Origin of the sequence: Catenulispora yoronensis (assembly GCF_039531695.1) — a bacterium.
Taxonomy (GTDB): Bacteria; Actinomycetota; Actinomycetes; order Streptomycetales; family Catenulisporaceae; genus Catenulispora; species Catenulispora yoronensis.
Window position 1 is genome coordinate 13,273 of the sequence record NZ_BAAAQN010000015.1, and the last position, 26,359, is coordinate 39,631.

At 67.5% G+C, this 26,359-nt stretch carries 26 protein-coding genes; 16 read left to right on the forward strand and 10 right to left on the reverse strand.

All coding sequences use genetic code 11. From position 1 onward, the window contains the following. Nucleotides 1-41: 41 nt before the first annotated feature. Nucleotides 42-1,343, reverse strand: coding sequence for a hypothetical protein (locus tag ABD481_RS14920; protein ID WP_344666235.1), 1,302 nt, complete (start codon nt 1,341-1,343; stop codon nt 42-44). A 256-nt stretch (nt 1,344-1,599) separates the two neighbouring features. On the opposite strand from ABD481_RS14920, the gene ABD481_RS14925 reads away from it, so the two are divergent. Both ABD481_RS14925 and ABD481_RS14930 read left to right on the forward strand, forming a co-directional pair. Further along, nucleotides 1,600-1,746 (forward strand): hypothetical protein, encoded by a 147-nt coding sequence (locus ABD481_RS14925; protein WP_344666236.1) that lies wholly within the window; start codon nt 1,600-1,602, stop codon nt 1,744-1,746. A 121-nt stretch (nt 1,747-1,867) separates the two neighbouring features. After that, nucleotides 1,868-2,434, forward strand: coding sequence for a DUF2321 domain-containing protein (locus ABD481_RS14930; RefSeq protein WP_344666237.1), 567 nt, complete (start codon nt 1,868-1,870; stop codon nt 2,432-2,434). Nucleotides 2,435-2,881: 447 nt separating this feature from the next. Here ABD481_RS14930 and ABD481_RS14935 read toward each other — a convergent pair whose 3' ends face one another. Then, on the reverse strand, nt 2,882-3,079 hold the full coding sequence (locus tag ABD481_RS14935) for a hypothetical protein (protein WP_344666238.1): 198 nt from the start codon (nt 3,077-3,079) through the stop codon (nt 2,882-2,884). Nucleotides 3,080-3,157: 78 nt separating this feature from the next. On the opposite strand from ABD481_RS14935, the gene ABD481_RS14940 reads away from it, so the two are divergent. Next, the gene (locus ABD481_RS14940; protein ID WP_344666239.1) at nt 3,158-3,802 is read left to right on the forward strand and encodes a TetR/AcrR family transcriptional regulator; all 645 of its coding nucleotides are present in this window, start codon (nt 3,158-3,160) and stop codon (nt 3,800-3,802) included. A 69-nt stretch (nt 3,803-3,871) separates the two neighbouring features. Here the strand turns inward: ABD481_RS14940 and ABD481_RS14945 are convergent, their stop codons facing one another. After that, on the reverse strand, nt 3,872-4,117 hold the full coding sequence (locus ABD481_RS14945) for a Smr/MutS family protein (RefSeq protein WP_344666240.1): 246 nt from the start codon (nt 4,115-4,117) through the stop codon (nt 3,872-3,874). A 19-nt stretch (nt 4,118-4,136) separates the two neighbouring features. On the opposite strand from ABD481_RS14945, the gene ABD481_RS14950 reads away from it, so the two are divergent. The 6 genes from ABD481_RS14950 to ABD481_RS14975 all read left to right on the forward strand — a co-directional run bounded on the left by ABD481_RS14950 (nt 4,137) and on the right by ABD481_RS14975 (nt 7,841). Then, entirely contained in the window at nt 4,137-4,541 is a 405-nt protein-coding gene (locus tag ABD481_RS14950; RefSeq protein WP_344666241.1) for a hypothetical protein, read from the forward strand. 155 nt (nt 4,542-4,696) lie between these two features. Then, entirely contained in the window at nt 4,697-4,954 is a 258-nt protein-coding gene (locus ABD481_RS14955) for a hypothetical protein (RefSeq protein WP_344666242.1), read from the forward strand. A 180-nt stretch (nt 4,955-5,134) separates the two neighbouring features. Continuing rightward, nucleotides 5,135-5,401, forward strand: coding sequence for a hypothetical protein (locus tag ABD481_RS14960; RefSeq protein WP_344666243.1), 267 nt, complete (start codon nt 5,135-5,137; stop codon nt 5,399-5,401). A gap of 196 nt (nt 5,402-5,597) precedes the next feature. After that, nucleotides 5,598-6,317, forward strand: a complete 720-nt coding sequence (locus tag ABD481_RS14965; RefSeq protein WP_344666244.1) for an ABC transporter ATP-binding protein — start codon at nt 5,598-5,600, stop codon at nt 6,315-6,317. Further along, on the forward strand, nt 6,314-7,051 hold the full coding sequence (locus tag ABD481_RS14970; RefSeq protein WP_344666245.1) for an ABC transporter permease: 738 nt from the start codon (nt 6,314-6,316) through the stop codon (nt 7,049-7,051). Before ABD481_RS14965 ends, ABD481_RS14970 begins: the two co-directional genes overlap by 4 nt. A gap of 16 nt (nt 7,052-7,067) precedes the next feature. Continuing rightward, complete coding sequence (locus ABD481_RS14975) at nt 7,068-7,841, forward strand: HAD family hydrolase (RefSeq protein ID WP_344666246.1); 774 nt, start codon at nt 7,068-7,070, stop codon at nt 7,839-7,841. Here the strand turns inward: ABD481_RS14975 and ABD481_RS14980 are convergent. Then, the gene (locus ABD481_RS14980; RefSeq protein WP_344666247.1) at nt 7,822-8,583 is read right to left on the reverse strand and encodes a class I SAM-dependent methyltransferase; all 762 of its coding nucleotides are present in this window, start codon (nt 8,581-8,583) and stop codon (nt 7,822-7,824) included. The genes ABD481_RS14975 and ABD481_RS14980 overlap by 20 nt on opposite strands. 100 nt (nt 8,584-8,683) lie before the next feature. On the opposite strand from ABD481_RS14980, the gene ABD481_RS14985 reads away from it, so the two are divergent. Next, complete coding sequence (locus tag ABD481_RS14985; RefSeq protein WP_344666248.1) at nt 8,684-9,097, forward strand: DUF3224 domain-containing protein; 414 nt, start codon at nt 8,684-8,686, stop codon at nt 9,095-9,097. Between the two features lie 113 nt (nt 9,098-9,210). Here ABD481_RS14985 and argS read toward each other — a convergent pair whose 3' ends face one another. Beyond that, nucleotides 9,211-11,016, reverse strand: a complete 1,806-nt coding sequence (argS, locus tag ABD481_RS14990) for an arginine--tRNA ligase (RefSeq protein ID WP_344666249.1) — start codon at nt 11,014-11,016, stop codon at nt 9,211-9,213. A gap of 233 nt (nt 11,017-11,249) precedes the next feature. On the opposite strand from argS, the gene ABD481_RS14995 reads away from it, so the two are divergent. From ABD481_RS14995 to ABD481_RS15015, 5 genes are all read left to right on the forward strand, one after another. Further along, nucleotides 11,250-12,698, forward strand: a complete 1,449-nt coding sequence (locus ABD481_RS14995; RefSeq protein WP_344666250.1) for an MFS transporter — start codon at nt 11,250-11,252, stop codon at nt 12,696-12,698. Nucleotides 12,699-12,838: 140 nt separating this feature from the next. After that, nucleotides 12,839-13,423 carry a TetR/AcrR family transcriptional regulator gene (locus ABD481_RS15000; RefSeq protein ID WP_344666251.1) on the forward strand — a complete coding sequence of 195 codons (585 nt, stop codon included), beginning with the start codon at nt 12,839-12,841 and terminating at the stop codon, nt 13,421-13,423. Continuing rightward, nucleotides 13,420-15,657, forward strand: a complete 2,238-nt coding sequence (locus ABD481_RS15005; RefSeq protein WP_344666252.1) for a RecQ family ATP-dependent DNA helicase — start codon at nt 13,420-13,422, stop codon at nt 15,655-15,657. Before ABD481_RS15000 ends, ABD481_RS15005 begins: the two co-directional genes overlap by 4 nt. A gap of 1,194 nt (nt 15,658-16,851) precedes the next feature. Further along, complete coding sequence (locus ABD481_RS15010; RefSeq protein ID WP_344666253.1) at nt 16,852-20,034, forward strand: discoidin domain-containing protein; 3,183 nt, start codon at nt 16,852-16,854, stop codon at nt 20,032-20,034. Continuing rightward, the gene (locus ABD481_RS15015; RefSeq protein ID WP_344666254.1) at nt 20,031-20,348 is read left to right on the forward strand and encodes an L-rhamnose mutarotase; all 318 of its coding nucleotides are present in this window, start codon (nt 20,031-20,033) and stop codon (nt 20,346-20,348) included. The genes ABD481_RS15010 and ABD481_RS15015 overlap by 4 nt, the downstream gene beginning before the upstream one ends. A 61-nt stretch (nt 20,349-20,409) precedes the next feature. Here the strand turns inward: ABD481_RS15015 and ABD481_RS15020 are convergent, their stop codons facing one another. From ABD481_RS15020 to ABD481_RS15040, 5 genes are all read right to left on the reverse strand, one after another. Next, nucleotides 20,410-21,276 (reverse strand): dioxygenase family protein, encoded by an 867-nt coding sequence (locus tag ABD481_RS15020; protein ID WP_344666255.1) that lies wholly within the window; start codon nt 21,274-21,276, stop codon nt 20,410-20,412. Between the two features lie 135 nt (nt 21,277-21,411). After that, nucleotides 21,412-22,434, reverse strand: coding sequence for a helix-turn-helix transcriptional regulator (locus ABD481_RS15025; RefSeq protein ID WP_344666256.1), 1,023 nt, complete (start codon nt 22,432-22,434; stop codon nt 21,412-21,414). Between the two features lies 1 nt (nt 22,435). Then, a complete protein-coding gene (locus tag ABD481_RS15030; RefSeq protein WP_344666257.1) occupies nt 22,436-23,359 on the reverse strand; it encodes a trypsin-like serine peptidase in 924 nt (307 codons plus the stop codon). Between the two features lie 113 nt (nt 23,360-23,472). Beyond that, nucleotides 23,473-24,459, reverse strand: a complete 987-nt coding sequence (locus ABD481_RS15035; protein ID WP_344666258.1) for a hypothetical protein — start codon at nt 24,457-24,459, stop codon at nt 23,473-23,475. After that, on the reverse strand, nt 24,456-25,409 hold the full coding sequence (locus ABD481_RS15040) for an STM4015 family protein (RefSeq protein ID WP_344666259.1): 954 nt from the start codon (nt 25,407-25,409) through the stop codon (nt 24,456-24,458). Before ABD481_RS15040 ends, ABD481_RS15035 begins: the two co-directional genes overlap by 4 nt. Before the next feature lie 125 nt (nt 25,410-25,534). Between ABD481_RS15040 and ABD481_RS15045 the strand changes: the two genes are divergently transcribed. Then, nucleotides 25,535-26,353: an HAD family hydrolase gene (locus tag ABD481_RS15045; RefSeq protein ID WP_344666260.1), complete on the forward strand. Its 819-nt coding sequence runs from the start codon at nt 25,535-25,537 to the stop codon at nt 26,351-26,353. The last annotated feature ends 6 nt before the right edge of the window (nt 26,354-26,359 follow it).

The window sequence follows — 26,359 nt, forward strand, 5'->3', positions numbered from 1 at the left end:
GGCCGACCAGTGCGACTTCTGCGACGTTTGTTCCATTGCCGTCATTTGCCCCCAGGCAGAAATCTATCAAGAAGGTTGCTAACGGTCGCAGCCGGAGAGACTCCTCCAGATAGCAGAGAAACCGCCGCCAATACCCCAAGGCTAATATGCAATTCTGTCGCCTGTTTTTGCAACGCTGGGATCATCGGCACTAGAATAGCTGCGGCTATAAGCGTAACCGATGGGGCAATGCGCCTTGCTACACCGACTACCCTACCTTGGAAGGTAATCGCAGGCGCCGCAGCTATCAGGGCCCCCCTGTCCCTAAGAGCCCAATCAACCAGACCGCCAATCAGCGCCTGTCGCACCTTGGCCACTTCTTTCGGACCACTCGCTTTAGCCAGCTGAGCCTTGTGCGCGCGAATTGCAGAACCAAGTTTTGCGCTGTATGAACGTACGTCAGCGTTAAAAGACGGATCCCACCGCACAGCGCGCAATAGAACAGCTCGTTCTGCGGATCTTGCAGCTCGCTCTATCTCACCAATTACGTTCGAGACCGTTCCGGCATGAGTCCACAGCCGCTTGTGCTCGATCCTGTATAGGCGATGCGCTATGCCGAATACTCTCATAGCCATCGCATCCAAAGGCTCCATAGCTCCTCGATACCGCAACACCGATAACGTGGTTGACGCCACAAGCGCGCCTAGCGTCAAAAATATCATCTCAATAATAGCGACCCAATAGACTGCCATCTGATCCGAGTTCAAGCGTCTATCATGGATCCAAAGCAGACTGTAAGTCGCCCGAAACAACACCCCGAAGATGCCAGCCAATATCAAGACTGGCGGCGGACCCGTCTCTATCCAAAAGTCACTGTACAGACCAATCCGCATGGCCGTCATTCTCACAAGGACGGCAACAAGAAGAACGCAGGCCCCAATGCTGAAGTACAGCCACTGAGACTCTTTCCACAACTCACTGGATACCTCATTGTTGGGTCGCTCGAGCACTATCAGAGAGGTGAAGGTGATCAGATATGCAGCGAATATGTTCCATATGCGCCGGGCAAAGAAGTTGCGGTAGCTCCACCTCGTGATAGTGGACGACATGCGCAGAGCAAGCAGCTCCCGATCGACATCAGAGAGGTGGGTGCCCATAAGTTCAACATCGCTCTTTACAGAACGATAGTGATGTGTAGCCACTCTACGAGCTTCATATTTTAACCAAGCCCGCCGGACGCTCTTACCAAAGAACAAAAACAAATACACCGGAGTGGGTTGGAGCCGACGGCCGTCCGCCAGAAGCCTCCTGGCGAGTATCGCCAGGACTCCCATGACCACTACTGCCGCAATGTCGTAGAACACGCGTGCCCCCCAGGTCCGCTATCAGAACCCTGAATACTACACTAGGCCATCATTTCATCACCCTAAGCTGACCCCGGAGGAGCAGGTAGCTCGGAAGGTTTGAGCTAGACCCGGGACGAAGACTTGTGGTTTCGAGGTTGGTCAGCACGAGCTTGGCGCGTAGCAGGGCTGTGGCCTGTGCGGAGTTCAGCCGGAGCCGGGTGAGGATGCGCCAGTTCTTGAGCGCGGCGAAGCCGTGCTCGACGGGGGTACGGCGATGACCTCGTTTGCGGTCTTCTGGCCGGCGGTGAGCTTCCTGGTGCGGGTCCGTTTTGACCCCGGTGATGATCACCGGGTCGTCGGAGCCGGTGCCCTGGCCGACGAAGCCGATGCCAGCCAGGGCGCCCAGGCCGGCAGTGTGTAAATGTTCGCGAAGCTTGTCGCGTCGGGCGGTCTTGACCTCGCTGGCCGCGCCGCGACGGGCCGAGGAGATCCAGGACCGTGATCACAAGTGGTGTCTGAATCGCCGCGTATGATCACGCTTCGTGAAATTCGATCCTTATCCCACGTCGCCGGCTCCTGACCCGACGTTCTGGCGTCCCGGCGAGCCGGGTGACGGTGCGGCCCACGGGTATCAGGCCGCGATCGTGTGCCATCGCGGACATGTTGCCCTCGCCACCCTGACCCGCGTCCCGGGCGAGGATCTCGGGTTTTGCAACGAATGCGGGTCCAAGTTGATCGCCCGGTGCCGCAACTGCCGCATCCGGATCCGCGGACGGGAGCACGCGCCGGGGTATGCGGACTGGACCGAGTTTGTCCCGCCGAAGTTCTGCGACGGGTGCGGGGAGCCGCATCCGTGGGTGGATCGGGCAGGCCGAATCAACCAGCTGGAAAACTTGCTAGACGAGGAGGAGATCGACGAGGCGACTCGCCTGCTGGTCATGGAGGATCTCGACCGGCTCCGCCAAGTCGAGGACGTGCCCGAGGAAAGGCAGCTCGTCTACTGGAAGCGGATCAAGACCGCCGCCCCGCATTTCCTCACGGAAACAGCCCTGAAGATCGCCGTCACCCTGATGACAGAGAAGATCAAAAAGGAGACAGGGCTGGGTTAAGCACGGTCGGCCGGGTGCGGAGGATGGCGGTCGGTACGGTGACGGCCGTGGAGAACTACGGCCTACAGATCCTGTGCTGATGTATGAGGGCAGCCCGCTGGACCGGACCGTCAACGAGGTGGAATTCGACCTGGACGGACGGGATCCCGGACAGGTCAAGTCCTAACCCACCCAGTACCGCACCGACGGCGAACCGGTCGTCGCGGCGGACGCCCTAAAGCGCTACGTATTGGAGTACCGCAGCGGCCGGTGGTTTCTGGTCCATATCAGCACCTTCGAGCAGCCGATCGAGGAGCGCGCCGTCCAAGCGTTCATAGTCGGTGGCCCTTTCGACGGCGCCCTGCGAATAGGTGCGAGAACGACGCCTCCAGCTTCTCGCGCCATTCGGGACGCTTCGGCAAACGCGACGAATGGCAGGCTGACCTGGGCTGATAGGGTAGTTCAAAGCTACTTACTACGGTCGAGCACCACCATGAACTGCGCGACGCAGGCTATGACCAGCAGCGCGGTCTTGTTGCCGACACGGCTGGCGGCCTTGGCGACGGCGGTCGCGGCGTCGGCGACCGGCGTGGCGGTGGTGGGCAGCACGCCGTTCAACGGCGCGTCGGACATCTGATCGGCCACCCGATCGCTCGTCTGCGACACGGTCCCTCCCTCTCCCCGGAGTGTGTTCATTATTAGAGTCGCTCTAATGATAGACACAGTCCAGCTATTATTTGTTCCATGGCGACTGAACCTGCGGACCGGGAGCCCGGCCTGCGCGAACGCAAGAAGCAGCGGACCCGCGAGGCGATCTTCGAGGCGGCGATGGCCCTCTTCGCCGACCGCGGCTACGACCACGTGACCATGGCCGAGGTGGCTCGCGCCGCGGACGTCGCCCCGGCGACGGTCTTCACGCACTACGCGTCGAAGGAAGACCTGGTCTACACGCTGCGGCTCGAAGTGAACGACCGTCTGCGCACGGCGATGGACGAGCGCGCCGACCAGATCGGCGTCCTGCCGGCGCTGAAGGAGTGGCTGCTCGGCACGCACGCGTACTTCACCGAGACGCCCGAGGCGGTCGAGCGCTCGCGGACCTTCTCCCGCATGCTGAACGACAACCCGACGCTCTGGAGCCGCTCGGTCGGCTTCCTGCACGAGCGGCAGATGCTGCTGGCTGAACTGCTCATGGAACGTTTCCCGGACGCGGACCCGCTCCTCCTGGAGGCGGCGGCGTCGCAGATCGCGGCGGCGACGCAGACGGCTGTCCGCTACTACCAGCGGGACCTGGCGGCGGGGATGGCGCGCGACGAGGTGCTGGCGCGGGCGAGCGAGCGGGCCGACCGGGTGTTCGAGCAGCTGGAACGCGGGTTGGCGGACGCGTTTTAGGACGGGTTTTAGGGCTCGTTTTAGTGCGCGTTTTGAGGCGCGTCGGGATGGGGCTCGGTCGACCGGCCCTCACTTGAAGTGGACCAGCACCCGCCCGGTGTTGCTCGCGTCGGACTCGACCCGGACATAGAGCTTCCGGATCGGCGGCTGGTTCAGGAAGGCGAGGACCCGCCGCTTCAACTGACCGGAGCCCTTGCCGGGAATGATCTCGACGACGTCCTCACCGGTCGCGGCGGCGCGGAACACGATCTCGCGCAGGGCCAGGTCGACAGCGCGGGTGTTCCGGAAGATCGGGTGCAGGTCCAGGGTGAGCACGGCGGCATATCCTTCGGACGTGTCGAATTCGAGTCTGTGGAGTCCCACCAGCGGTCCCGGTTCCGAGGCCACCGTCGTCGAGGTCTTTTCGGCTTGGCTGGCGGAACAGGGCTTTGAGTGCGCGAAACTGCCCTCGCACGGAGACTACCCGGACATCGACGCCCGGCACCCGGACGGCCGCCGGCTCGTGGTCGAGGCGAAGGGCTTCACCCGCGACGCCGGCACCGACCTCGACACCGGCTACGGCCAGCTCCTACGACGGATGAAGGGCGAGCCGGACACCGCCTACGCACTCGTGGTGGCCGGAACGGTCGTCCGCTTCGCGCAGCGAGTCCCGTCCGAGGTCCGGAGCAAGCTGGGAATCGCGCTCTACATCGTCGACTTCGCCGGGAAGGTCGAGCTCGTCGACGGTGCGCCGCTTTGACGTCGGATCCGCGACACGCCACCCCACTGGGCTGCGGCTAGCAGCAAGATCCAGAGTGGTTAATGCTGCTCCAAGCTGCGGCGACGCGTGACAAAATGCGCGTGCGTCTTCGTCCGCGACGTCGGTCACCATCTTTCTCGGAGGTCCGTGACCATGTGATTGAGACCTTCAACCACGCTGTACGTCGGCCGGGCATGTTCTACGGGGACCGCGCGCTGGGCGTGTATCTGGAGATGCTCGCCTACCTCGACGGGGATGACGAGGAGGCGTTCCGCCGCGGCTGGTTGCGGCTCAGTCGAGAGCTCTCGGACGTCGAGTACTTTTCGCTGATCGATCGGATTCCGAAGTGGCAGGTCGGTGTTCATCTCGCGTCCGAGGTCTTGTTGACGCACGGGCCACGACACCGATGGTGATCTTCTACTTCGGTCATCGGTCGCAGCCGGCCGAGTTCAAGCCGGCGGCTCGAGTGTCGCTGCTCGAGTGTCGCTGCTCGCGATTCGCGTCGCTGACGGGAAGTTCCCTGGTGGCCGCCTGTTTCCGTGCCAGGGCGCCGTGGCCGGCCCCGGTAGTCGGTCTGACAGTGAGCATCGCTGATGACGGACATCGCCGGGGTCCTTCAGTGGCTGGCGCAACAGGGCGTCACCGCGCTGATCAAGGCGGACGGGGAGCGCATGCATGCATCGAGCGCGACTCCCTGGACTTTTGTCGCCTCCGGCGGACCGCTCAGCGATGCCGCAGTGCACTTCGACGCGACGTCGGTGGAACGGATCTTCCAACTGGCCGTGCCGCTTCTACGTCAGCGCAGCGTAGTGGTACCTAATGAGCTTCTCTACAACGGGGATGAGGAGCTCGCGTTATGAGCGGAGCCCTCCGGTGGATCTCCGCAGAGGCCGGCGGGCGAAGTCAGCCGTTCGGCCACGGTCCGGGCTTCCGCGGACCGCGACGAGCGTGAAATAGCCTAGCTGCGCAGTGAATCACCATGGTGGCGCACACGCTGTCGATCGACACCCACCCCCCTTCCTTGACACCGCTCCGTCCCGGCGAGAAACTCATCACATGATGAATTTAGCCGTGGACGTCCGCGGGCTGCGCGTCGTCCGGGGCGGACAGACCGTGCTGCACGCCATCGATGCGCAGGTTCCCACTGGGTCGGTCACCGGGCTGCTGGGGCCGTCGGGCTGTGGCAAGACCACGTTGCTGCGGTCGATCGTGGGGGTGCAGCGTGTCGCGGGCGGGGAGGTGCAGGTGCTCGGGATGCCCGCTGGGAGTGCCGCGCTGCGCGATCGCATCGGCTATGTGACGCAGGCGCCCTCCGTCTATACAGATCTGTCGGTCATGGAGAACCTTCGGTACTTCGCGGCGGTGCTGGGGGCGCCTCGCGAGGATCCGGAGCGCGTCGTGGCCGCGGTCGGGCTGGAGGGCAAGGAGGGTGCTCAGGTCGAGCGCCTGTCCGGTGGGCAGCGGGCCCGGGTGTCGTTGGCGGCGGCGCTGCTGGGGACGCCCAAGGTGCTGGTGCTGGACGAGCCGACCGTGGGGTTGGACCCGGTGCTGCGGGCCGAGTTGTGGGGGCTGTTCCATCGGCTGGCCGGCGGCGATGATCCGGTGACGCTGCTCATCTCCAGCCACGTCATGGACGAGGCCTCGCGGTGCACGCGGCTGCTGCTGATGCGCGAGGGCCGCATCCTCGCCTCCGACACGCCCGAGGCGCTGCTGGCGCAGACCGGTGCGGACGACATCGAAGGCGCCTTCCTCAGCCTGGTCGGAGCCGCGTCATGAGCCCGCGACGAACTCTCGCCACCGCGCGCCGTGTGCTGGAGCAGCTCCGCCACGACCCGCGCACCATCGCGCTGATGCTGATCGTGCCCTGCGTCCTGATCACGCTGCTGAAGTGGGTGTTCGACGCCCGGCCGCACGTATTCCAGTCGGTCGGCGCCGCGCTGCTGGGCATCTTCCCGTTCATCGTGATGTTCCTGGTCACCTCGGTCGGCATGCTCCGCGAGCGCACCTCCGGCACGCTGGAGCGGCTGCTGACGATGCCGCTGGCCAAGGCCGACCTGCTCGGCGGCTACGCCCTCGCCTTCGGCACCGTCGCCCTGGTCCAGGCCGGGCTGGTCTCGGTGCTGACCATCGGCCTGCTGGGCCTGGACGTGCCCGGGCCGGTCTGGGCGCTGTTCCTGGTCGCGCTGCTCGACGCCTGGCTGGGCATGGCGCTGGGCCTGTTCACCAGCGCCTTCGCCCGCACCGAGTTCCAGGCGGTGCAGTTCCTGCCGGCCTTCGTGCTGCCGCAGCTCCTGCTGTGCGGGCTGTTCACGCCGCGCGACCAGATGCAGCCGGTGCTGCACTGGGTCTCGGACGTCATGCCGCTGTCCTACGCCGTCGACGCCATGAACAAGATCAGCGCGCACAGCGCGGTGACCGGCGCGCTGCTCGCCGACATGGCTATCATCGCCGGTGCGGGGGTGCTGGCACTGGCTTTGGGCGCCGCGACCCTGCGCCGGAGGACGGACTGAGGCGAAGGGGCCGGGCGTGGGCGGCGGGCTGCTGGTGCTGTGGGACATCGACCAGACGTTGATCGTGACCTCGGGGGTGGCCACCGAGGCCTACGCCGAGGCGGTCCGGATCACGCTGGGCCAGGACTGGCGCGGCGACATGGCCTACAACGGCCTCACCGAGCGGGCGATGGCCGCGCGGGTGCTGCGGCAGCACGACGTCGAGCCCGACCTGGAGACCGTGGCCCGGCTGCTGGTCACGGTCGAGCGCGCGCTGCTGGACCGCACCGAGGCCACGCGCTCGCGCGGCCGCGCCCTGGCGGGGGCGCACGCCGCGCTGGAGGCGATCGGCGCGGCCAGCGACGGTACACGGCAGTCGGTGCTGACCGGCAACGTGCGCAGCGTCGCCGAGATGAAGCTGCAAGCGTTCGGCCTGCACAGCAGAGTCGACTTCAGCATCGGCGCGTACGGGGACGACGAGTTCGAACGCAACGCACTGATCCCCCACGCCTGGCGCCGCACCGAGGCCAAGTACGGGCAGAGCTACTCCCCCGCGCAGACCATCATCCTCGGGGACACGGTCCGCGACGTCGAAGCCGCGCTCACCCACGGCGCGGCTGTCGTGGCCGTCGCCAGCGGCACGACGCCGGCGGCCGACCTGCGGGCCGCCGGCGCCGAGATCGTGCTCGACGATCTCGCCGACACCGGTGCGGTGCTGGCGGCGATCCGCGACGCGTCGGAGATCGCGGCGAGGGTCGCGTCGGAGATCGCGACGGAGGTCAGGTCGGAGGTCAGCCGCGTTCGAGAGTGAGCAGCGGCTGAGATATCGCGGGCACCGGCGCGTCCGGGTCCGCGGCGACCAGTTCCTCCAGCCGGCGGAATCCGGCTTCCTGCTCCGCCTCGGTGAACAGCGTGAAGACCGTGTGCGTGCGGAGGCGCAGCTGGGCCAGGAGTTCGGCACGGGTGCCCGAGGACGGCTCCTGCACCATGCCGAAGGTGCGGACGCGGAACCCGGCGGCGCTGAGCGTCCCGATGACCTCGTGCAAGGGCTGGAACATCGAGGCGTCGACCTCGGGTCCGCGCGGGAACTGCTCCAGCCACCAGATCCGGGGCATCTGGTCCCGGTAGCCGGAGCGCACCAGCAGCCGACCGCCGGGTTTGAGCACCCGGGCCAGCTCGCGCGCCCCTCGCGGCTGGTCCTGCACGTGGTGCCAGGCTTGCAGCAGCACCGCGTAGTCGGCGGTTGCCGATTCCACGGGGAGGTCCTCGGCCGAGCCTGCGAGGTAGCGCACCTCAGGATGCTGTGACTGCGCCTCGGCCACGTCACGCATCTGGACGGATGGCTCCACGCCGATGACCGGACCGAAGGCGTCCGCCAGCGCCGGGGTGTAGCGGCCGGTGCCGGAGCCGACGTCCAGTCCGGACAGCGGGCGCTGATCCGGCAGGTGGGCCCGGAAGGCGTCGATCCAGGTCTGTAGCTGCTGTTCGGTCAGCGCGCGCCCTTTCGCATAGTTCTGGAACTGGTCGGTGTCGTAGTCGGCAAGCCTCGCCACGGATCCTCCAATGTATCGAGTCGATATATCGGAAAGATAGGTGGTGTCGCTCGGCAACGCAAGGTTCTGTATCGGTTCGAAGATCGCTAGGGTCGTCGGCATGAGAGCTGAGGGAACCTTCACGGTGGTGTCTTTCGTCCCCGCGACGGTCGAGGTGCCGATCGTCGTGGTCACGGCTGCGCCGGCGGGGGTGGCGGCGATGGAGAAGGCCTTTGAGGGCGAGGTCGTCGGGCGTGCGGCGACGTTGTTCACTGCCGCTTATGACCAGGAGCGCGGTATCGGTACCTACGTCGCTATGGAAGCGTTCGAAGGCACGATCGGGGGGCGTGCTGGGACGTTCAACTTCGCCCACTCGGCGACGACGACCGGTAGTGACGCCACGAACCGGTTCTTCGCGATCGTGCCGGGCAGCGGTACGGGTGAGCTGGCCGGGATCACCGGTGAGGGCGGTATCGAGATCGATGAGGACGGGACGCATCGGATCTGGTTCGAGTACGAGTACGAGATCGGATGAGGCGGGGAGCGGCGGGCGGAGGCTCCATGTCAAGCGAGAAGGGGACCGCAGTGTCCTGCGGTCCCCTTCTCGTGCAGCTCAGAGTCTAGGAATCAGAGCTTTGGGCTAGGAGGTCAGAGCTGCTCCGGCGCGCTGATCCCGAGCAGTTCCAGCCCCAGCTTCAGCGTGTCGGCGGTGAGCCGTACCAGCGCGGCCCGGTTCTCGCGCACCTCGTCGCTCGGCGCCTTCACGACCGGGCAGTTCTCGTAGAAGTCCGAGAAGGCCTGCGCCAGCGTGTAGAGGTACGAGGCCAGGCGGTGCGGCTCGAACTCGGCGGACACCGTCGCCAGCGTCGCGCCGAACTCGTCCAGGTGCAGGGCCAGCCGCCGCTCGGCGGGCTCCAGCGCCAGCTCGGCGTGCACGCGGGAGACGGTGCCGGCCGGCAGCTTGCGCAGGATCGAGTGGATCCGCGCGTGCGCGTACTGCAGGTAGACGCTGGTGTTGCCGTGCAGCGACACCATGCGGTCGAGGTCGAAGATGTAGTCCTTGGTCCGCGATGTCGACAGGTCGGCGTACTTGACCGCGCCGATGCCGACCACCTTGGCCTCGGCCCGCGCGTGCTCGGCGTCCAGCTCCGGGTTCTTCTCCTCGACGGTGGCCACGGCGTGGTCGACGGCGCTGTCCAGCAGCTCGATCAGCCGCACGGTCTGGCCGGCGCGGGTCTTGAACGGCTTGCCGTCCTTGCCCAGCACCGAGCCGAACTGCACGTGCACGGCCTCGACCTCGTCGGGCAGGTAGCCGGCGCGGCGGGCGGTCTCGAAGACCATGCGGAAGTGCAGCGCCTGGCGGCTGTCGACGACGTAGAGGATCTGGTCGGCCTTCAGGGTGTCGACGCGGTAGCGGATCGCGGCCAGGTCGGTGGCGGCGTAGCCGAAGCCGCCGTCGCTTTTCTGGACGATCAGCGGGACCGGCTCGCCGTCGGGGCCCTTGACGTCGTCGAAGAACACGCACAGCGCGCCGTTGCTGCGCACGGCCACGCCGCGCTGCTCCAGATCGGCGGCGACCTCGGCGAGGTAGGGGTTGTAGAAGCTCTCGCCGACCGCGTCGGCGTCGACCAGGCGCACGTCGAGGCGGGCGTAGACGTCCTCGAAGTAGCGCTTGGACTCGGCGACCATCTCCTCCCACGCCGCCAGCGACTCCGCGTCGCCGCCCTGGAGGGTGACGACGCGCTTGCGGGCGCGGTCGGCGAACTCGGCGTCGGCCTCGAACTCGGCGCGGGCGTCGCGGTAGAGGGTGGTGAGCCAGGAGATGGCGACCTCGCCGGAGTGCTCGGCCTCGGCCGGGCGCGCGCCAGGGTGCTCGACCAGGTACTGGATCAGCATGCCGAACTGGGTGCCCCAGTCGCCGAGGTGGTTCTGGCGGACGACGGTACGGCCGTCGAACTCCAGCAGGCGGACCAGCGCGTCGCCGATGACGGTCGAGCGCAGGTGGCCGACGTGCATCTCCTTGGCGATGTTGGGCTGGGAGTAGTCGATGACGGTGGTCCGGCCGAGGGCGGTCGGGGGGACGCCCAGGCGCGGGTCGCCGAGGCGCTCGGCGGTCTGGGCGGCGAGGGCGGAGTCGCGGAGGGTGAGGTTGAGGAAGCCGGGGCCGGCTACTTCTACGGCGGCGATGATGGGGGTGGGGGCCGCGGTGGTCGCGGCGTGCGCGTCGGCGGCGTCCGAGTCGGCGGCGGGCACCAGGGCGGCGGCAACTCGGGTTGCCAGCTCGCGCGGGTTGCCCTTGACCGCCTTCGCCAGCGGCAGCACGGCGTTGGCCTGGAAGTCGGCGTGGTCGGAGGGTCGGATCAGCGGGTCGGCGCCGCGCGCCGCGTCGCCCAGCACCGCGATCAGCGCGGCGCGGACGTCATCCGCCAGGATCTCCGACAGTGCCTTGGCCATGGGTTTCCTCGTCACTCGGCCCGGGTCGCTCAGTCACCGGGGGATCTCCTAAGCCTATCGTCCGTGTGCTGGCACCGGCCGCGTCATTACGGGCTCGCCGGTCGGCCGAGCAGTTGGGGGCAGTGCGGGAGCGGTGCAGTAAATCAAACATCGATGTTTGACTTGGCGGGTGGAGAGGTGCGACGGTTAACTCATACAGTGTTGTTTGAGTTAATTGTTGGAGGGGAAGCATCATGGACCGGCTCCACCACCGCTGGGCAGCCTTGGCACTGCTGTGCCTGGCCCAGTTCATGTTGATCGTCGACGTCACCGGAATGAACCTCGCGCTGCCGTCGATCGCCCGCGACCTGGACCTCGGCCGCGCCGGCCTGACCTGGGTCGCGGCCGCCTACACGCTCTGCTTCGGCGGGCTGCTGCTGCTCGGCGGCCGGCTGGCGGATGGCTTGGGGCGGCGCCGCGCGTTCTTGATCGGCCTGGCTGCGTTCACTCTCGCGTCGCTGATTTCGGGTGTGGCGCATTCCGGAGGGCAGCTGATCGCCGGGCGGGCTGTGCAGGGGGTGGCTGCGGCGCTGCTGTCCCCCGCTGCGCTGTCGATCATTACGACGTCGTTCCATGGGCCGGAACGCACGAAGGCGCTTGGCGTCTGGGGCGCGATCGCCGGCGGCGGCGCGGCGGTCGGTGTGCTGGTCGGCGGGGCGTTGACGTCGGGGCCGGGGTGGCGATGGGTGTTCTTCGTGAACCTGCCGGTCGGGGTGGCGGTGGCGGTGTTGCTGCCGCGATTGGTTCCGGCGTCGTTGCCGGCGCGGGTGCTGCGGGACGTCGACGTGCCGGGGGCGCTGGCCGCGACTACGACGGTGGGGTTGGTGGTGTACGGGCTGATTCATGCCGGGAGTGATGGGTGGGCGACGATGTGGACGCTCGTTCCGTTGGGCGGCGCGGTGATCGGGGTGGGGGTGCTGGTTGCGGTGGAGCGGCGGGCGGTCGATCCGTTGCTGCGGCCGGGGGTGGTGTTGGAGCGGTCGGTGGTGGCGGGGACGGTGGTGATGTTCGCTGCGACGGTGGTGCTGATTACGGGGTTCTTTTTGGTGTCGTGGTATTTGCAGCATCGCGCGGGGTACTCGGCGTTGAAGACTGGGCTGGTGTATGTGCCGGTGGCGGTGGCTACGGGGCTGGGGGCGCATGGGGCGTCGCGCATGATCGGGGGTGCGGGTGCGGGGGCAAGTGCGGGTGTGGGTGCGCGGTTGGGGTTCCGGGGGACGGCGGCGGTTGGATTCGCGTTGGCGGCGCTGGGGGCAGGGCTGTTGACGCGGGTTCCGGCGTCGGGGAACGCGGTGGTGGGGGTGCTGCCCGGGTTCGTGGTGCTGAGTGCGGGGATCGGGATGGTGCTGGTGACGGCGACGACGGTGGCGATGCATCGGGTCGGGGGCGAGGAGGCTACGGCGGGGGTGGTGTCGGGGGTGGTGAACACCGGGCATGAGCTGGGGTCGGCGTTGGGGGTCGCGGTGGCGTCGATTTTGGCGGCGGCGAGTATTGGGCCGGCGGGTGGTGGGGTGGGTGGGTTTCATACGGCTTTTGGGGTGATGGTGGGGGTTGCGGTGGTGGCGGGGGTCGGGGTTTTGCGGGGGTTGCCGGCGGGGCGGGTGGAGGTGGGGACGGGGGCGGGGGCCGTGTTCATGCACTGAGTTCAGGCGGTGGTTCAGGCGGTGAGGTCAGACGGTGGGCCAGGCGGTGGTTCAGGCGGTGGTTGCGGTGGGTTCAGGCGCTGAAGGCAGGGCGAGAGCGGTGAGAGGGCGGTGGGGGTGGTGGAGATTACGCTGAGGCCATGGCCGAGAAGATCGTGAAACGCGCCGACGCCGAGCGCACCATCACCGCGATCCTGGATGCCGCGCTGCGGTGCTTCGCTGACGGGCCGGAGGCCACGGTCACGCAGGTCGCGAAGGCTGCCGGGGTGGGGCGGGTGACGGTGTACGGGCACTTCGACTCGATGGAGGCGATCGTCGGGGCGTTGTTGACGCGGTCGTTGGCCGAGGCGGAAGTGATGTTCGACGAGTTGGACGTCGAGTCCGGGACCGCGGCGTCGGCGGTGGAGCGGCTGCTGCACGCGCCGTGGATCCTGGGGCGGTATCGGGGGTTGTTCGAGGCGGGGATGCGGTACTTGGGGCCGCAGCGGGTGCGGGCGTTGCACGATCAGGTGTTCGCGCGGATCGAGGCTGTGGTGGTGCGGGGGCGGGAGGGTGGGGAGTTTCGGACGGATCTGCCGTTGGGGTGGGTCATGGCGACGGTGTATGCGCTGGCGCATGCGGCGGTGGTGGAGGCTGATGCGGGGCGGTTGGGGGTGGAGGAGGCTGCTGATTTGTTGAGTGTGACGTTGTTGGGGATGTTGGAACCTGTACAAAAGATGGCATGAGTAATTCTCGGGATGGTGGTGGCGATGGTGATGGTGGCGGCGACGGTAGCGATGGCGACGGCGGCGACGGCGGTAGGGGTGGAGTGGTTGATGTGAGTGGTGTGGGTGGAGTGGCTGGTGTGGGCGGAGATCTTCGCGATGAGGCTGAAGCCCTGCTGCGTCGCTTGGCAGGCGACTCGGCACGGCTGCGTGAGGATCAGTGGACCGCGATCCGTGCGCTGGTGGTCGAGAAGCGGCGGGCGCTGGTCGTGCAGCGGACGGGGTGGGGGAAGTCGGCGGTGTATTTCGTGGCGACCGCGTTGCTGCGGAGGCGTGGCGCTGGGCCGACGGTGATCGTGTCGCCGTTGTTGGCGTTGATGCGGAACCAGATTGAGGCGGCGGAGCGGGCCGGAATTCGGGCTCGGACGATCAATTCGGCGAATTTGCATGAGTGGGAGGAGATTCAGGGAGAGGTCGCGGGCGGGGAGGTGGATGTGTTGTTGATCTCGCCCGAGCGGTTGAACAATCCTGATTTCCGGGATGAAGTGTTGCCGAAGTTGGCTGCTGAGGTGGGGTTGTTGGTGGTGGATGAGGCTCATACGGTGAGTGATTGGGGACACGATTTCCGGCCGGATTATCGGAGGATCCGGACGTTTTTGGCGGATTTGGCGCCGGGGGTGCCGGTGTTGGCTACTACTGCGACGGCGAATGCCCGGGTTGTTGCTGATGTTGCTGAGCAGTTGGGGACCGATGGCGGTGCGGACACGCTGGTGTTGCGGGGGACGTTGGATCGGGAGAGTCTTTCGCTGCATGTGGTGCGGTTGGGCAGCCCGGAGGAGCGGTTCGCGTTTTTGGCTGAGCAGCTGCCTAAGCTGCCGGGGTCGGGGATTATCTATACCTTGACGGTCGCGGCTACTGAGGAGGTCGCGACGTTCTTGCGGTCGTGGGGGTTCGAGGTGGCGTCGTACTCGGGTCGCACTGAGGACGCGGAGCGGCGGCAGGCTGAGGCGGATCTGCTTGGGAATCGGATTAAGGCGCTGGTTGCTACCTCGGCGCTGGGGATGGGCTTTGACAAGCCGGATCTAGGGTTCGTGGTGCATCTCGGTGCGCCGAACTCGCCGATCGCGTACTACCAGCAGGTTGGGCGCGCCGGGCGTGGTGTGGACCATGCTGAGGTGTTGTTGTTGCCCGGTCAGGAGGATCGGGCGATCTGGAAGTACTTCGCCTCGCTGGCCTTCCCGGGTGAGGAGCAGGTTCGTCAGACCCTGGATGCGCTCGCCGCTGCTGGTCGGCCGTTGTCGACGGCCGCGTTGGAGCCGAGGGTGGACCTGCGGCGCTCCCGGTTGGAGACGATGCTGAAGGTCCTCGATGTTGACGGCGCGGTGCGTCGTGTGAAGGGCGGTTGGGAGTCGACGGGTCAGCCGTGGGACTACGACGGCGACCGTTACGCGCGCGTGGCTGCTGCTCGTGAGACTGAGCAGCGCGCGATGCTGGAGTACGAGACTACTGATGAGTGCCGCATGGTCTTCCTGCGCCGGCAACTGGATGACCCGGCTATTCAAGGGCCCTGTGGACGTTGCGACAACTGTGCGGGGGCGAAGTTCACCGCTGCGGTGTCTGGTGAGGGTGCGGAGGCGGCGCGGGCAGCGCTGGCGAAGCCTGGGGTGGAGATTGCACCGCGCAAACTGTGGCCTACGGGGATGTCGGCGCTGGGCGTGTCGCTGACTGGCAAGATTCCGGCCGGAGAGAGCGCCGAGACTGGTCGGGCGCTGGGGCGGCTCACCGATTTGGGGTGGGGGAATCGGCTGCGCGAGTTGCTGGCCGATGGGGCGCCTGATCAGCCGCTGCCTGCGCCGATGCTTGATGGGATCGTGAAGGTGCTGGCGAACTGGGGCTGGGAGCAGAGACCTACTGCTGTGGTGTCGATCGGCTCGCATACTCGGCCGAGGCTGATCGCCGATACTGCTCATCGCATTGCTGCTATTGGCCGGCTGGACTATCTCGGCGTTGTCGAGCCGGTGGTCAGCGAGCAGCGTCAGGCGCCGCGGGGGAATAGTGCGCAGCGGCTGCGGCAGGTGTATGAGGCGTTTGTTATTGGGGATGATCTGGCTGTTGCTATCGGTGCGAATCAGGGGCCGGTTTTGGTGGTTGATGACTTTGTTGACACTGGTTGGACTATGACTGTTGCTGCGCGGTTGTTGCGGCAGGCTGGGGTGGGGGGTGTTTTGCCGTTTGCGCTTGCTGTGACGGGGTGAGGGGGGTGGGGGGGTGAGGATGGGAGTGGGGGGTGAGGGACGGTTAATTGTGAGTTGGCTATAAGGCAGTTGAGGTAGTTGAGGCGGTTAAGAGCCAGTTGAGAGCTGGTTAAAGTCAAAAGCTGGGTAAAGCAGGCGCCTCCGGCGAGGGCCTCGGATCCCTCGGGGAACTGGCGCTGCTCCATAGGGGGGTGCCGTTGGGTGCCTGCGGCGGCGGTTGGTGAGGTGGGGGTTCGTTCCCCTCGGTCACGTCGGCAGCCCTACGGGTACAGTGCCGCCGCCCGGGTGTCAAGTCCATGCCGTTGCGGTGAGAGCTGTTGGGCTGCGGTTGCGCTTGCATGGACTGGACACCCGGTCGGCGGCACTGTAGGCAAAGCCCTGCCGACGTGACCGAGGGGAACGAACCAAAACCTCGGGAGAGGGCTGACAGTCTCGTGGCCCGAGGTGGCGTGTAGGGATTTCGGCTGGCGGTTCGGGTCTCGACGGTTGGTGGTGGGTGGGCCATGGTTTGTGGCTGGCGGTCGACAGACAGTTCGTAGCGATTAGCGATTAGCGATTAGCGATTAGCGATTAGCCCTTGGCCAGTAGCCCATAGGCCGTGCTTGGCGGCCAGTAGCTGATGGCCGTGGCTGGCAGTCCGCAGTCGGCGGCTGCTGGAAATCTGCGGTGGTCGATGGTCGGCAGTGGGCCGGCAGTCAGCAGTCCGCAGTGGTCGGCAGTCCGCAGTCGGGCAGTGGATCGGCAGTCCGCAGCTGGCGGTGGGCCGGCAGTCCGCAGTCGGGCAGTGGGTCGGTAGTCGGTAGTCGGTGGTCGGTGGGCGGTCAGTGGCCGGCGGCCGGTGGTGGGTGTTCAGCGGTCCGCAGTTCGTGGTCAGCGGCGATCGGCTGCTGGCCGGTAGCTGGTAGCTAGCCGATGATCCCTGGTCCTGGTTGCGGTCGTCATGGGCTGCGAGTTTATCGATTCAATGCTGGTGGTCGGTCGTGGGTTGTCGTGGGGTGGACTCTGGGGCGGCAGGAAAGCCTTTGGTTGGTTGGGTTTTGGGTGGGGTGGGGTGGAGCGTTGACGCGGTCGTCTCGTGCGGTTAGTGTCCCCCGCGATTCGTTGGTGAAACGATTCAAAGTCCCGGCATCTTCCTCTCTCAGGGTCCGGAGTCTGCCCATGCGCCTACGTTCCAGTGTGTTTTTGCGTCTCTTGGTGAGTCTGGCGGTGGCGGCGTTGTCGCTGGTCGCCTTGCGGGTGCCTGCGGCTGGTGCTGCTGGTGGTCCCACTGTGTGGATATTGGATGCGGCTGATCGGCCCTTTGCGGGGAGTGTGGTGGGGGGTGGGGCGCCGGTGGGGATTGGGTTGTTCGCGGCGCGCAATGATTTTGAGGCTGCGCAGGTGTTGGTGCGGGCCGGGGTGGGGCAGGTGGGGGTTTCGGTGACGGCGGGGGTGTTGAGTGGGCCTGGTGGGGCGAGTATCGGGGTGGGGGATATCAGTACGCGGTATGAGTACAGTCATCCGAATATTCAGAAGGTGGGGAATGTCCAGAATCCGCCTGATGGGGGGAATGCGTACTATGACGCGTTGATGGACAACAGTCCGCAGGTGGTGGCTGCCAACACGACGTTCGCCAGTTACTACGAGGTGCATGTGCCGGCGGGGCAGGCGCCTGGTGTTTATACGGGTATTGCGACGGTGAACAGTAGTCTGGGCAACGTTGTGGTGCCGGTTACGGTGACTGTTTACGGGGCCACTATTCCGCCTACGTCGCAGGCCACGTTCAAGATGAACAACTGGTTCACGTCGGCGGGGTGGGACTATGAGGGTACTGAGGCCGCCATTCCGAATGAGTACGGCGTGCAGATGTATGACGCCAACTGGTGGACCGTTGAGGCGAACATCGCGGCGAATATGGCGCGGCATCGGAACAATGTGATCTATGCCGATGCGGAGGCGTTGGCCATACCGGGGACGGTGGTGGATGCCTCGGGGCACTATACGTTCGACTGGAGCACGTTCGATCGGTTCGTGAATCTGTTCGTCAGTGCGGGGGCGATGCAGTACATCTACACCCCGACGCTGGTGGAGGGTCCTGCTTCGGCGCCGCAGGTGGACACGTTGGTTCCTGTCAACGGGGTCAGTGGTGCGGTGAAGCATGTGCTGTGTCAGCCCAATTCGGGGGCGGCGGGGGTGTGTCCGGATACGAGTGGGTGGCTGAACCAGTTCTTTCCGGCGTTGAAGGCGCATCTGGATGCCAAGGGGTGGACGTCCAACTTTTACATGAGCGCCTTGGACGAGCCGACTACGTCGCAGCAGGTCAGTGCCGCTAACTGGTTCTACACGATCTATGAGAAGTACTTCCCGAGCCCTCGGACGAATGAGGCGCAGCAGACGACGTTCACTGGGGACTCGGCGCATCTGACGACTCAGACCCCTGTTACGTCTGTGTACGACAGCAATGTGGCGCTGTATCAGAACTTCCGGATCGGGGGGAAGGACCTGTGGCTTTACACGTGTATCGTGCCGCAGGGGCAGTACATGAACCGATTCACGAGCAACTATCTCGACGAGACGCGGCTGCTGCCGTGGTTGACGTGGAAGATCGGCGGGGACGGGTACCTGCACTGGGGCTGGAACTACTGGCACGACGGGTTCGACCCGCCGTATCCGGCCGCTGATACGTTCAACACCGCGCAGACCGGCGATCACTGGATCGTCTATCCGAACAAGGGTGCCTACGACATCTACGACAGTCTGCGCAGTGAGGCCCAGACGGCGGGTTTGCAGGACTTCGAGTTGTTGCACCAGCTTGCGGCGATCAAGCCGGCGGCGGCAAGGATGCTGGCGGATACGCTGGTCACCAATCCGACGACCTATGACACGTCGGGGTGGGACGTTGAGGGGCGTCACAAGCAGCTGCTCGATGAGTTGGCTGCGGCCAGTGGGGATCTGGCGATGCCCTTCGCGGACGACTTCAGTGGTGGCGACCATTTCTGGACGCACACGAAGGGCACCTGGACGACCAGTGGTGCCGAGTACACGCAGTCGGACGCGTCGGCGAACTGGGGTTACGTCTCCTATGTCAGGGGACATAGCTACGGCGATGTCTCGGCCAGTGTGGATCTGCAGATCACCGGCGTGAACGCCAATGGCGGCAGTACCAACTGGGCCGGGTTGATGGTGCGGTCGATGAATGGCACGGATCTGGACTCCGGCTATCTGGTGGCGCAGCGGGACAATGGGCAGCTGTTCGTCTATCGCGCCGGGAAGACGTTGGCTAGCGCGACGGTGCCTGGCTACGTCTCCGGGCAGCGGACACATCTGCGGGTGGTAGCGCGTGGCAGCACTCTGACTGTCTATTCGGGGACCGGGCAGGCTCCGGTGTTGACCCTCAACGACTCGGCGTTCACCGCGGGCGATGTCGGGGTGGTCACCGGTGGGGCCAGTGCCAACTTCTGGAACGCCCGGGTGGAGCCCACGTCGTTGGATCCGGCTGAGACCGCGACCATTACGGCGTCGACCTCGTACGAGGGTGATGGCTGGGGAATCCGGGCGGCGGTTGACGGGCAGCGGGCCTCGACGAGTAGTGCGGTCGGGTGGAGCAGCCTGGGCAACTACACCAGCAATCACAGCGAGTGGGTGCAGCTGGATCTGGGTTCGGCCCGGTCGCTGGATCGCGTCGACCTCTATCCGCGCAGTGACGGCGCCAATGCGGGGCAGGGTTTCCCGATCGACTTCACTATTCAGACGTCGGTCGATGGCGCGAGTTGGACCACTGTCAGTACACAGACCGGGTATCCGAAGCCGACGAGTGTGCAGACGTTCCCGTTCGCGGCCGTCAATGCCAGGTATGTGAAGGTGGTCGGGACGAATCTGAGCACTGATCCACTCGGCCACTACCACATGCAGTTCGCGGAGATCGAGCCGTTGGGCGGCGATCTGGCCCTGGGGCGGCCGGCGACCACGTCGAGTTCGGTGGAGTATCCCAACGAGGGGTGGTTGACGGCCAACCTCACCAACGGGGCGCACCACACCGATCTGTGGAGCTCGTCGGGCTGGAGCAGCGCCGGGTCCTCGACAGCGGGCAGTACGCAGTGGGCGCGAGTGGATCTCGGCGGGCCGTCGCGGATCAGCCAGGTCACGCTCTATCCGCGCGATGATGCCCCGAACACCGGTCTGGGCTTCCCGTCGGCGTTCACCATCCAGGTGTCGGCCGATGGGACGAACTGGACCACCGTGGTGTCGCAGAGCTCGTATCCACGGCCCGGGGCGGGCGGCATCGCCTTCGGCTTCGGCGCGACGACCGCACGATATGTGAAGGTCACCGGCACCGTGCTGACCGCTGACCAGTTCGGCACCTACTACATGCAGCTGGCCGGGATCGGGGTCGCATGACCAGGGTCTGCTTCCTGCTGAAGGTGCGGGCCGAGCTCGCTGAGGAGTATCGGGAGCGGCACGAGCAGGTGTGGCCGGGGATGCTCGACGCGTTGCGGGCCGCCGGGTGGGGCAACTACTCGTTGTTCCTGCGGCCGGACGGGCTGTTGGTCGGCTATGTGGAGACCGAGGACTTCGACCGGGCCCGCGCGTCGATGGCGGACACCGAGGTCAACGCCCGGTGGCAGGCCGAGATGGGCCGGTATTTCGAGGAACTGGACGGGGCGCCCGACGCGGCGATGGTGCCGCTGACGGAGGTGTTCCACCTGGACTGAGAACGCGTAAGGCCGCCGGCCTCTCCCCACAAAGAGGCCGGCGGCGGCGTGACCGCGACAGCTATTGCAGCCGCCACAATGCGGGCACGTTCGGCGGTTCCCAGCCGGTCATGGAGGTGTGCCCTTGGACGCAGACATAAGTCGAGCCGTTGTAGGTGACGACGTCACCGGCCTTGTAGGTGTGGCCGGCCACCCACGTTCCGCCGCCACCACCGGGCGGGGGCGGCGGGGGCGGGTTGGGCGGCCCGGGGTTCTGCTGGACGTTCAGCACGAAGTCGTACGTCGCGTTGGAGCCTGACAGGTTCACCAGCAGCCGCGAGTCGTAGTACGCGTCCCCGGAGTTCTGGGACACGCCGGGGAAGTACAGCTGGGTGGTCAGGATCGGCTGGTTCGGCGCCTGCACCTTGACGTGGATGTGCTTGGTGCGGCCCGGGTACAGGCCCGGCACGATCGTGGTCAGGGTGTAGCGGCCCTGGCTGTCGGTGTACTGGTGGCCGCGCAGTTTGTAGCCGGTGTTGTCGTAGTTGCCGCCGCTGTCGGCCTGCCAGAAGTCCAGCAGCGCGTTGGCGATCGGCGCGCAGGACAGGCCGTAGACCACACCGGACAGCACCAGGTGCGTGCCGCTGTTGGAGCCCTGGAGCACGGTGGTCTGCGGCGAGCCGGGCTCGAAGTACGGGCCCTCGATCTCGGCGATCGTCGGGGCGTCGCCGTCGTGGCACTCGGGGGTGACGGCCAGCGGGCTGCCGCCCGGGCCGGCCGCGGTGGTGAAGCGGGGCGAGCGCTCCTCGGCCATGGCGGCGCCGGTGCCGAGCAGCGGCACGGCGAAGCCGGTCACGACGGCGGCCCGCAGCAGGGTCTTACGGGTGATCCCGGACTGGGTAGGCTCGGCCTGCGGGCTGTCCGGGGCCGGGTCCTCGTGCGTGGACATGCGTCTCCTTCGGTGGCGGATGGGGACGGCAGGGGTCTGACATCTTGTGGATGCCGTTTCTGGACGTGTGCCGGGAGGTCCGCGCCCTGCGACCTGACCTGAATTTAAGGCGGGCCGCCGGGGCGCGGAAATGGACTAGACCATGGGATCGTGGTGCATTCCTGTGGCGCGCCTGCGGAACTCACCCGGCGTGAGCCCGGTCTCGCGGCGGAAGAAGCGGCAGAAATACGAGGGGTCGGCGAAGCCGCTCTGCTCGGAGACCTGCCGGACCGTCAGGTCGGTGCCGGCCAGCAGCCGCTTGGCCTCCAGCACCCGGTGCCGCCGGGTCAGCTTGCCCGGGGTCAGCCCGGTCTGCTCCCGCACCAGTTCGTGCAGGTGGCCCGGGGACACCCCGATCTCCCGGGCGTAGGAGGTCAGGGTCCGGCCGGCCTGGCGGGGCGCGGCGATCAGCCGCAGATAGCGGTCCACCATGCCGTTCACCTGCGAGAGCGGCCCGTCGGCGGCGGAGGCGTCCGGGCCCAGCGCGTCGGCGATCCGGGCCGCGCGCACGATCAGGATGTGCAGGTACGCGCGCAGCACGCTCTCGTGGCCGGGCTCGGCGGCGCGCAGCTCGCGCTGCATCTCGGCGGCCAGCGCCGTGAGCCCGGCCATCTGGCGGGCGTCCGGGCGCAGCCAGGCCAGCGCGCCCAGGACGTGCAGCACCGCGGCGTCGTCGGGATGCCGCCGCAGGAAGTCCTCGTTGAACAGCAGCACCACGCCCTCGACGCCGTCGGCCTGCTCCCAGTGGTGGATCTGGCCGGGCACGATGACGCCCAGATGCGGCGGCGTGACCGGCCACGGGTGCAGGTCCACGACATGGTGGCCCTGGCCGGCGGTGACGAGCACGATCTCGTAGAAGCTGTGCCGGTGCGGGAAGTCGGCCAGCGCCAGATCCCCGATGGTGTCGAAGGAGCCGACCGCGAACGGCAGGACACTGACTTCGGGGACCTCCAGGTCGTGCAGGTCCAGGTGGCCGCGGCCGGCCCGGGCGCGGCGCGGGCCCGGGTCCGGTTCCGGTGGCGGTTCCGGGTCCGGTTCCGGTGGCGGGAAGGCGGTTTCGGACAGCTTTGTGTCGGGCGTGACCGTGGAGTCCGGGGCCCGATGATCCGGGTACTCCATGTCAGGACCCTGCCGCCGCCTTGAACACGGCGGCGATGCGCTCGTCGAAGTAGATGCTGTAGGAGGTGTCCGCGCTGCTGCCGCCCTGCTGGTAGCCGCCCAGGATGCCGACCAGGCGGTTGCCGGAGGCCAGGAACGGGCTGCCGCTGGCGCCCTCGGGCAGCCCGGAGCAGTCCAGCCGCAGCTGGGTGGCGCTGAACTTGGTGGTGGAGGTCGCGCAGCCGACCGGCCGCGACGCGGTCAGCGGGTAGGACACGACGCTGACGGCGTTGGTGTAGCCGGGCGAGGCGGTGAAGGTGGAGGCGCCGGTGATGCTCTCCAGGGTCTGGGTGCTTCCGCCGAGCTTCTTGACGGTGAGGAAGGCTATGTCGGCGTCCTCGCTCTGGGAGTCGTTCCATCGCGAGTCCACATACGCCGTGGTCGCGACCCAGACGCCGTACGGCGCTATGTCGTCGTGGTAGCCGGGGACATACAGGATGTGGTCCAGCCAGCCGCCGAAGATCTTGTTGCGGACGCAGTGGCCGGCGGTGGCTATCAGGTTGCCGGAGGCGCTGTGCACGACGCTGGCCGTGCAGTAGTGCGCCGAGGCGACCCCGCCGACGCCGAGGAACAGCGCCCCGGCGGACGGGACGCCGTCGAAGGGCTGCGCGGTGAGTTTGCCGTTGGCGGCCGAACCGGACGGGATGGGAGTGGTGCCGGCCTTGCCGGCGCGGAACCTGGTGTGCGGGCTGTCGTCGGCGCCGGAGAGGTGGTGGGTGACGACCGAGGAGGCCACCGGGGCCGCGGACTGCGTACCGCCGCTCCCTCCACCGGCGCCGCCGCTGCCGCCGTCACTGCTGCTCTTGGCGGTGGAACCGGCGCGGCAGGCCGTCGCCAGCAGTGCGACGGCCACCAGCACGATCAGGCCGAGGCGACGTTGCTTCATGGCAGAGAGTATGCCTCCTGATGCGGAGCGGTGTCAGCGACGGCCCGGCACGACAGGGGGCGGTCGGGGGCGGCGACCGGGGGCGGCAGCCTGGTGCGACCGCCCCCGACCGGTCAGGAAGACGCTGACAAGGCCCGCAGAACGGCGCCGTGGACCGGGAGCCCCTCGCCGAGGGTGCCCGCCTCGCCGCGCCGGCCCGGCAGGTCCGCACCGAACGGGTCGACGTCGAAGACGAACTCCTTCTCGGAGTTGTCGACGATCAGGTCGACGCCGAGCAGGCGCAGGTCGGGGAACAGGGCGGCGGTCCGCTCGGCCAGAGCCACTAGCCGCTCCCAGCGCGAGGCGCCGAAGCGGCGGAGGAAGTCGTCGAGCTCGCGACGGCGGCCGCCGTACCACTGGCGCGGGCCCACGATCCGCTCCCGCAGGACGCCGGCGGCGTGCGTGACCTTGCCGTCCACCAGGCCGAACCGGATGTCGTGGTAGTCGTCGGCGAGATGGGCCCGGTGCAGGGTCTCGGTGACGTAGACGGTGTCGGCTTCGAGACCGGCGACGATCTGCTTGAGATGCTCGGTGCCCGTGACCGTCTCGGCGGGGCTGCGCCACACCTCGAACCCGGTGCGTGCGCGGTGCACGAACAGCGTGGTGTGCCAGCCGTCGATCAGCCAGTCGTCGGACGAGGCGAAACGCGATCGCAGGATGCTGTGTCCGACGTTGTCGGCGGTCGAGCGCTCCAGGACCGGGATGCCGCCGCGCCGCAGAAACTGGTCGCGTTCCAGGCGGTCCAGCGTCGTCAGCATCGGCGCCACCCCGGCGGCCAGGACCGCGCCGCCCTTGTCGACGGCGGCGGACAGCTGGTCCAGGGCGGCCGCGAACTCCCGGTGCCGGGCCCGCTGGCCCCCGACCGGGTTCGTCGGCGCCCAGCCCGCGAGGCGTTCGCAGAACACTGTCTCGCCGGCGTGGAACCCGGCCTCGCCGGCCGCCACCGAGCGCCAGTCCACGAACCGCGGCCCGGCCACGGCGGCGGCCCGGGCCGCCTCGGTCCACACCGCGCGCGCCGGGTCCGTCTCGGCGGTGACGACCGCCCAGCTCAGGGTGCTCATTCGGTCACCGCGATGTAGCGGTCGCCGCCGCGCTCGGTGAGCTGTTCGTCCACGTCGATCTCCGTCGTCGGCAGGGCTTCCCACAGCCGCGAGATCATCTCGTCGGACAGGAAGTGGTGTTGCAGCGCCAGGCGGCGCAGGTGGGTGAGGGGCTGTCCGGCCAGCAGCGCGGCGGCGCCGGCGTCGCCGAGCATGCCCAGGGAGAGGTCGAGCGTCTCCAGCTGCGCGACGACCGGGGCGTGGGCGACCGCGGCGGCCAGGTTGTCGGTGTCCTCGGCGTTGCGCAGGCCGAGGTGGCGCAGGTGGGGGAAGGCCGCGCCGGACAGGACGCCGTCCAGGTCCTCGGCGGTGGCGCCGCCGCCGTAGTGGACGGTGCCCAGGTACAGGTCGAGGCCGGTGAGCGCGGGCAGCGTGGAGCTGCCGATGTTGCGGACGCTCTGCGGCGGCAGCCCGCCGGTCTGGATGGTCAGCTCGCGCAGCCGTTCGTGGACGAGGGGTTGGACGCCGGCGGTGCCGCGGACGCCGAACTCGACGAGGTTCGGGAAGGCCGCCAGCAGCGGGCCCGGGTCCTCCTGTTCGATCCACGACACCTCGCTGAGCTCGACCGGGATGTCGCCGACGAACAGCGCTTCCAGGGCCGGGAAGCGGTCTGCGGCGGCGATCAGCGCGGCCTGGTACTCGTCCCAGCCGGTGCCGGCCTCGTCGGGGCACCAGGCGCCGAGGGTCAGGGCCTTGATACGGGTGGTGTCGACGGAGGAGAGGAACAGCTGCCAGACCGCTTGGCCCTCCGGGCCTTCGTAGTCGCCGGAGCCGACCCGGAAGGCCCAGGCCTCGAGGTCGTCCGGGACGCCGCCCTGCTCCCCCAGGTCCTCCGGTTCGGCGACGGCGAACTCGAAGACGGGCAGGCCGTGGAAGGTGGCCAGGGCGTCTCGTCTGAAATCCTGAATCACGCGGGCACGTTATCGGGTCGGCCCGACACGGGGTGGCCGCTTGGGGAACATCCGGCCGATCGTCGGCGATCGGCCGGTCGTCGCCGTGGTTCTCACCGTCGGCGCCGCGTGTCACGCTTGATCACGTGACCTCTCCCAAAGTGATCGCCACCGATCTGGACCGCACCCTGCTGCGCAGCGACAGCACCACGTCCGAGCGCACGCGCGCCGCGCTGGACCTGGCCATGGACCGCGGTGCGCATGTGATAGCCGTCACGGCGCGGCCGATCCGGTGGCTGGACCGGCTCACGCCGTGCTTCAGCCGGCTGCCGCATGTCATCGCCTCCAACGGCGCCGCCTGCTACGACTTGGCCGCCGGGCGGGCGTACGACTTCCGGCCGTTCGACGCGGCGACGTTGCCGAAGCTGCTGGCGGATGTACGCGCGGCGCTGCCGACGGCGCGGTTCGCGTTGGAGACGCCGAGCGGGTTGCTGCGGGAGCCGGACTACGTGCTGTCGATCTTCGACCAGGACGAGGACGATCCGGGGCGGCGGGTCGTGGGCTATGACGAGTTGGCCGGGGCGTTGGGCGCGGCGCCGCTGCTGAAGATCGTGGTGGCCGACCGGGAGCGGCTCAGCGCGGAGATGTTCGCCGAGGCGCTGCCGGCGGTGGGGGCGCTGGGGCATCTGACGTATTCCACCAACCGGGGGCTGCTGGAGCTGGGGCCGCCGGCGGTGACGAAGGCGTCCTCGCTGGCGGTGTGGTGCGCGGCGCGCGGGATCGGGGCCGAGGAGGTGGTGGCGTTCGGGGACATGCCGAACGACGTGCCGATGCTGGCCTGGGCCGGGCGTTCGTGGGCGGTGGCGAACGCCGCCGACGACGTGAAGGCGGCGGCGAAAGGGGTGACGGCGAGCAATGACGAGGACGGGGTGGCGCAGATCGTGGAAGCGCTGTTCGAGCTCTGACACCGG

What these genes read in the sequence shown, in the direction of transcription:
- ABD481_RS14925 (WP_344666236.1), top strand. Translation starts at nt 1,600, where the DNA reads ATGACCTCGTTTGCGGTCTTCTGGCCGGCGGTGAGCTTCCTGGTGCGG.
- ABD481_RS14940 (WP_344666239.1), top strand. Translation starts at nt 3,158, where the DNA reads ATGGCGACTGAACCTGCGGACCGGGAGCCCGGCCTGCGCGAACGCAAG.
- ABD481_RS14960 (WP_344666243.1), top strand. Translation starts at nt 5,135, where the DNA reads ATGACGGACATCGCCGGGGTCCTTCAGTGGCTGGCGCAACAGGGCGTC.
- ABD481_RS14965 (WP_344666244.1), top strand. Translation starts at nt 5,598, where the DNA reads ATGATGAATTTAGCCGTGGACGTCCGCGGGCTGCGCGTCGTCCGGGGC.
- ABD481_RS14970 (WP_344666245.1), top strand. Translation starts at nt 6,314, where the DNA reads ATGAGCCCGCGACGAACTCTCGCCACCGCGCGCCGTGTGCTGGAGCAG.
- ABD481_RS14985 (WP_344666248.1), top strand. Translation starts at nt 8,684, where the DNA reads ATGAGAGCTGAGGGAACCTTCACGGTGGTGTCTTTCGTCCCCGCGACG.
- argS (WP_344666249.1), bottom strand. Translation starts at nt 11,016, where the DNA reads ATGGCCAAGGCACTGTCGGAGATCCTGGCGGATGACGTCCGCGCCGCG.
- ABD481_RS14995 (WP_344666250.1), top strand. Translation starts at nt 11,250, where the DNA reads ATGGACCGGCTCCACCACCGCTGGGCAGCCTTGGCACTGCTGTGCCTG.
- ABD481_RS15000 (WP_344666251.1), top strand. Translation starts at nt 12,839, where the DNA reads ATGGCCGAGAAGATCGTGAAACGCGCCGACGCCGAGCGCACCATCACC.
- ABD481_RS15005 (WP_344666252.1), top strand. Translation starts at nt 13,420, where the DNA reads ATGAGTAATTCTCGGGATGGTGGTGGCGATGGTGATGGTGGCGGCGAC.
- ABD481_RS15015 (WP_344666254.1), top strand. Translation starts at nt 20,031, where the DNA reads ATGACCAGGGTCTGCTTCCTGCTGAAGGTGCGGGCCGAGCTCGCTGAG.
- ABD481_RS15020 (WP_344666255.1), bottom strand. Translation starts at nt 21,276, where the DNA reads ATGTCCACGCACGAGGACCCGGCCCCGGACAGCCCGCAGGCCGAGCCT.
- ABD481_RS15025 (WP_344666256.1), bottom strand. Translation starts at nt 22,434, where the DNA reads ATGGAGTACCCGGATCATCGGGCCCCGGACTCCACGGTCACGCCCGAC.
- ABD481_RS15030 (WP_344666257.1), bottom strand. Translation starts at nt 23,359, where the DNA reads ATGAAGCAACGTCGCCTCGGCCTGATCGTGCTGGTGGCCGTCGCACTG.
- ABD481_RS15035 (WP_344666258.1), bottom strand. Translation starts at nt 24,459, where the DNA reads ATGAGCACCCTGAGCTGGGCGGTCGTCACCGCCGAGACGGACCCGGCG.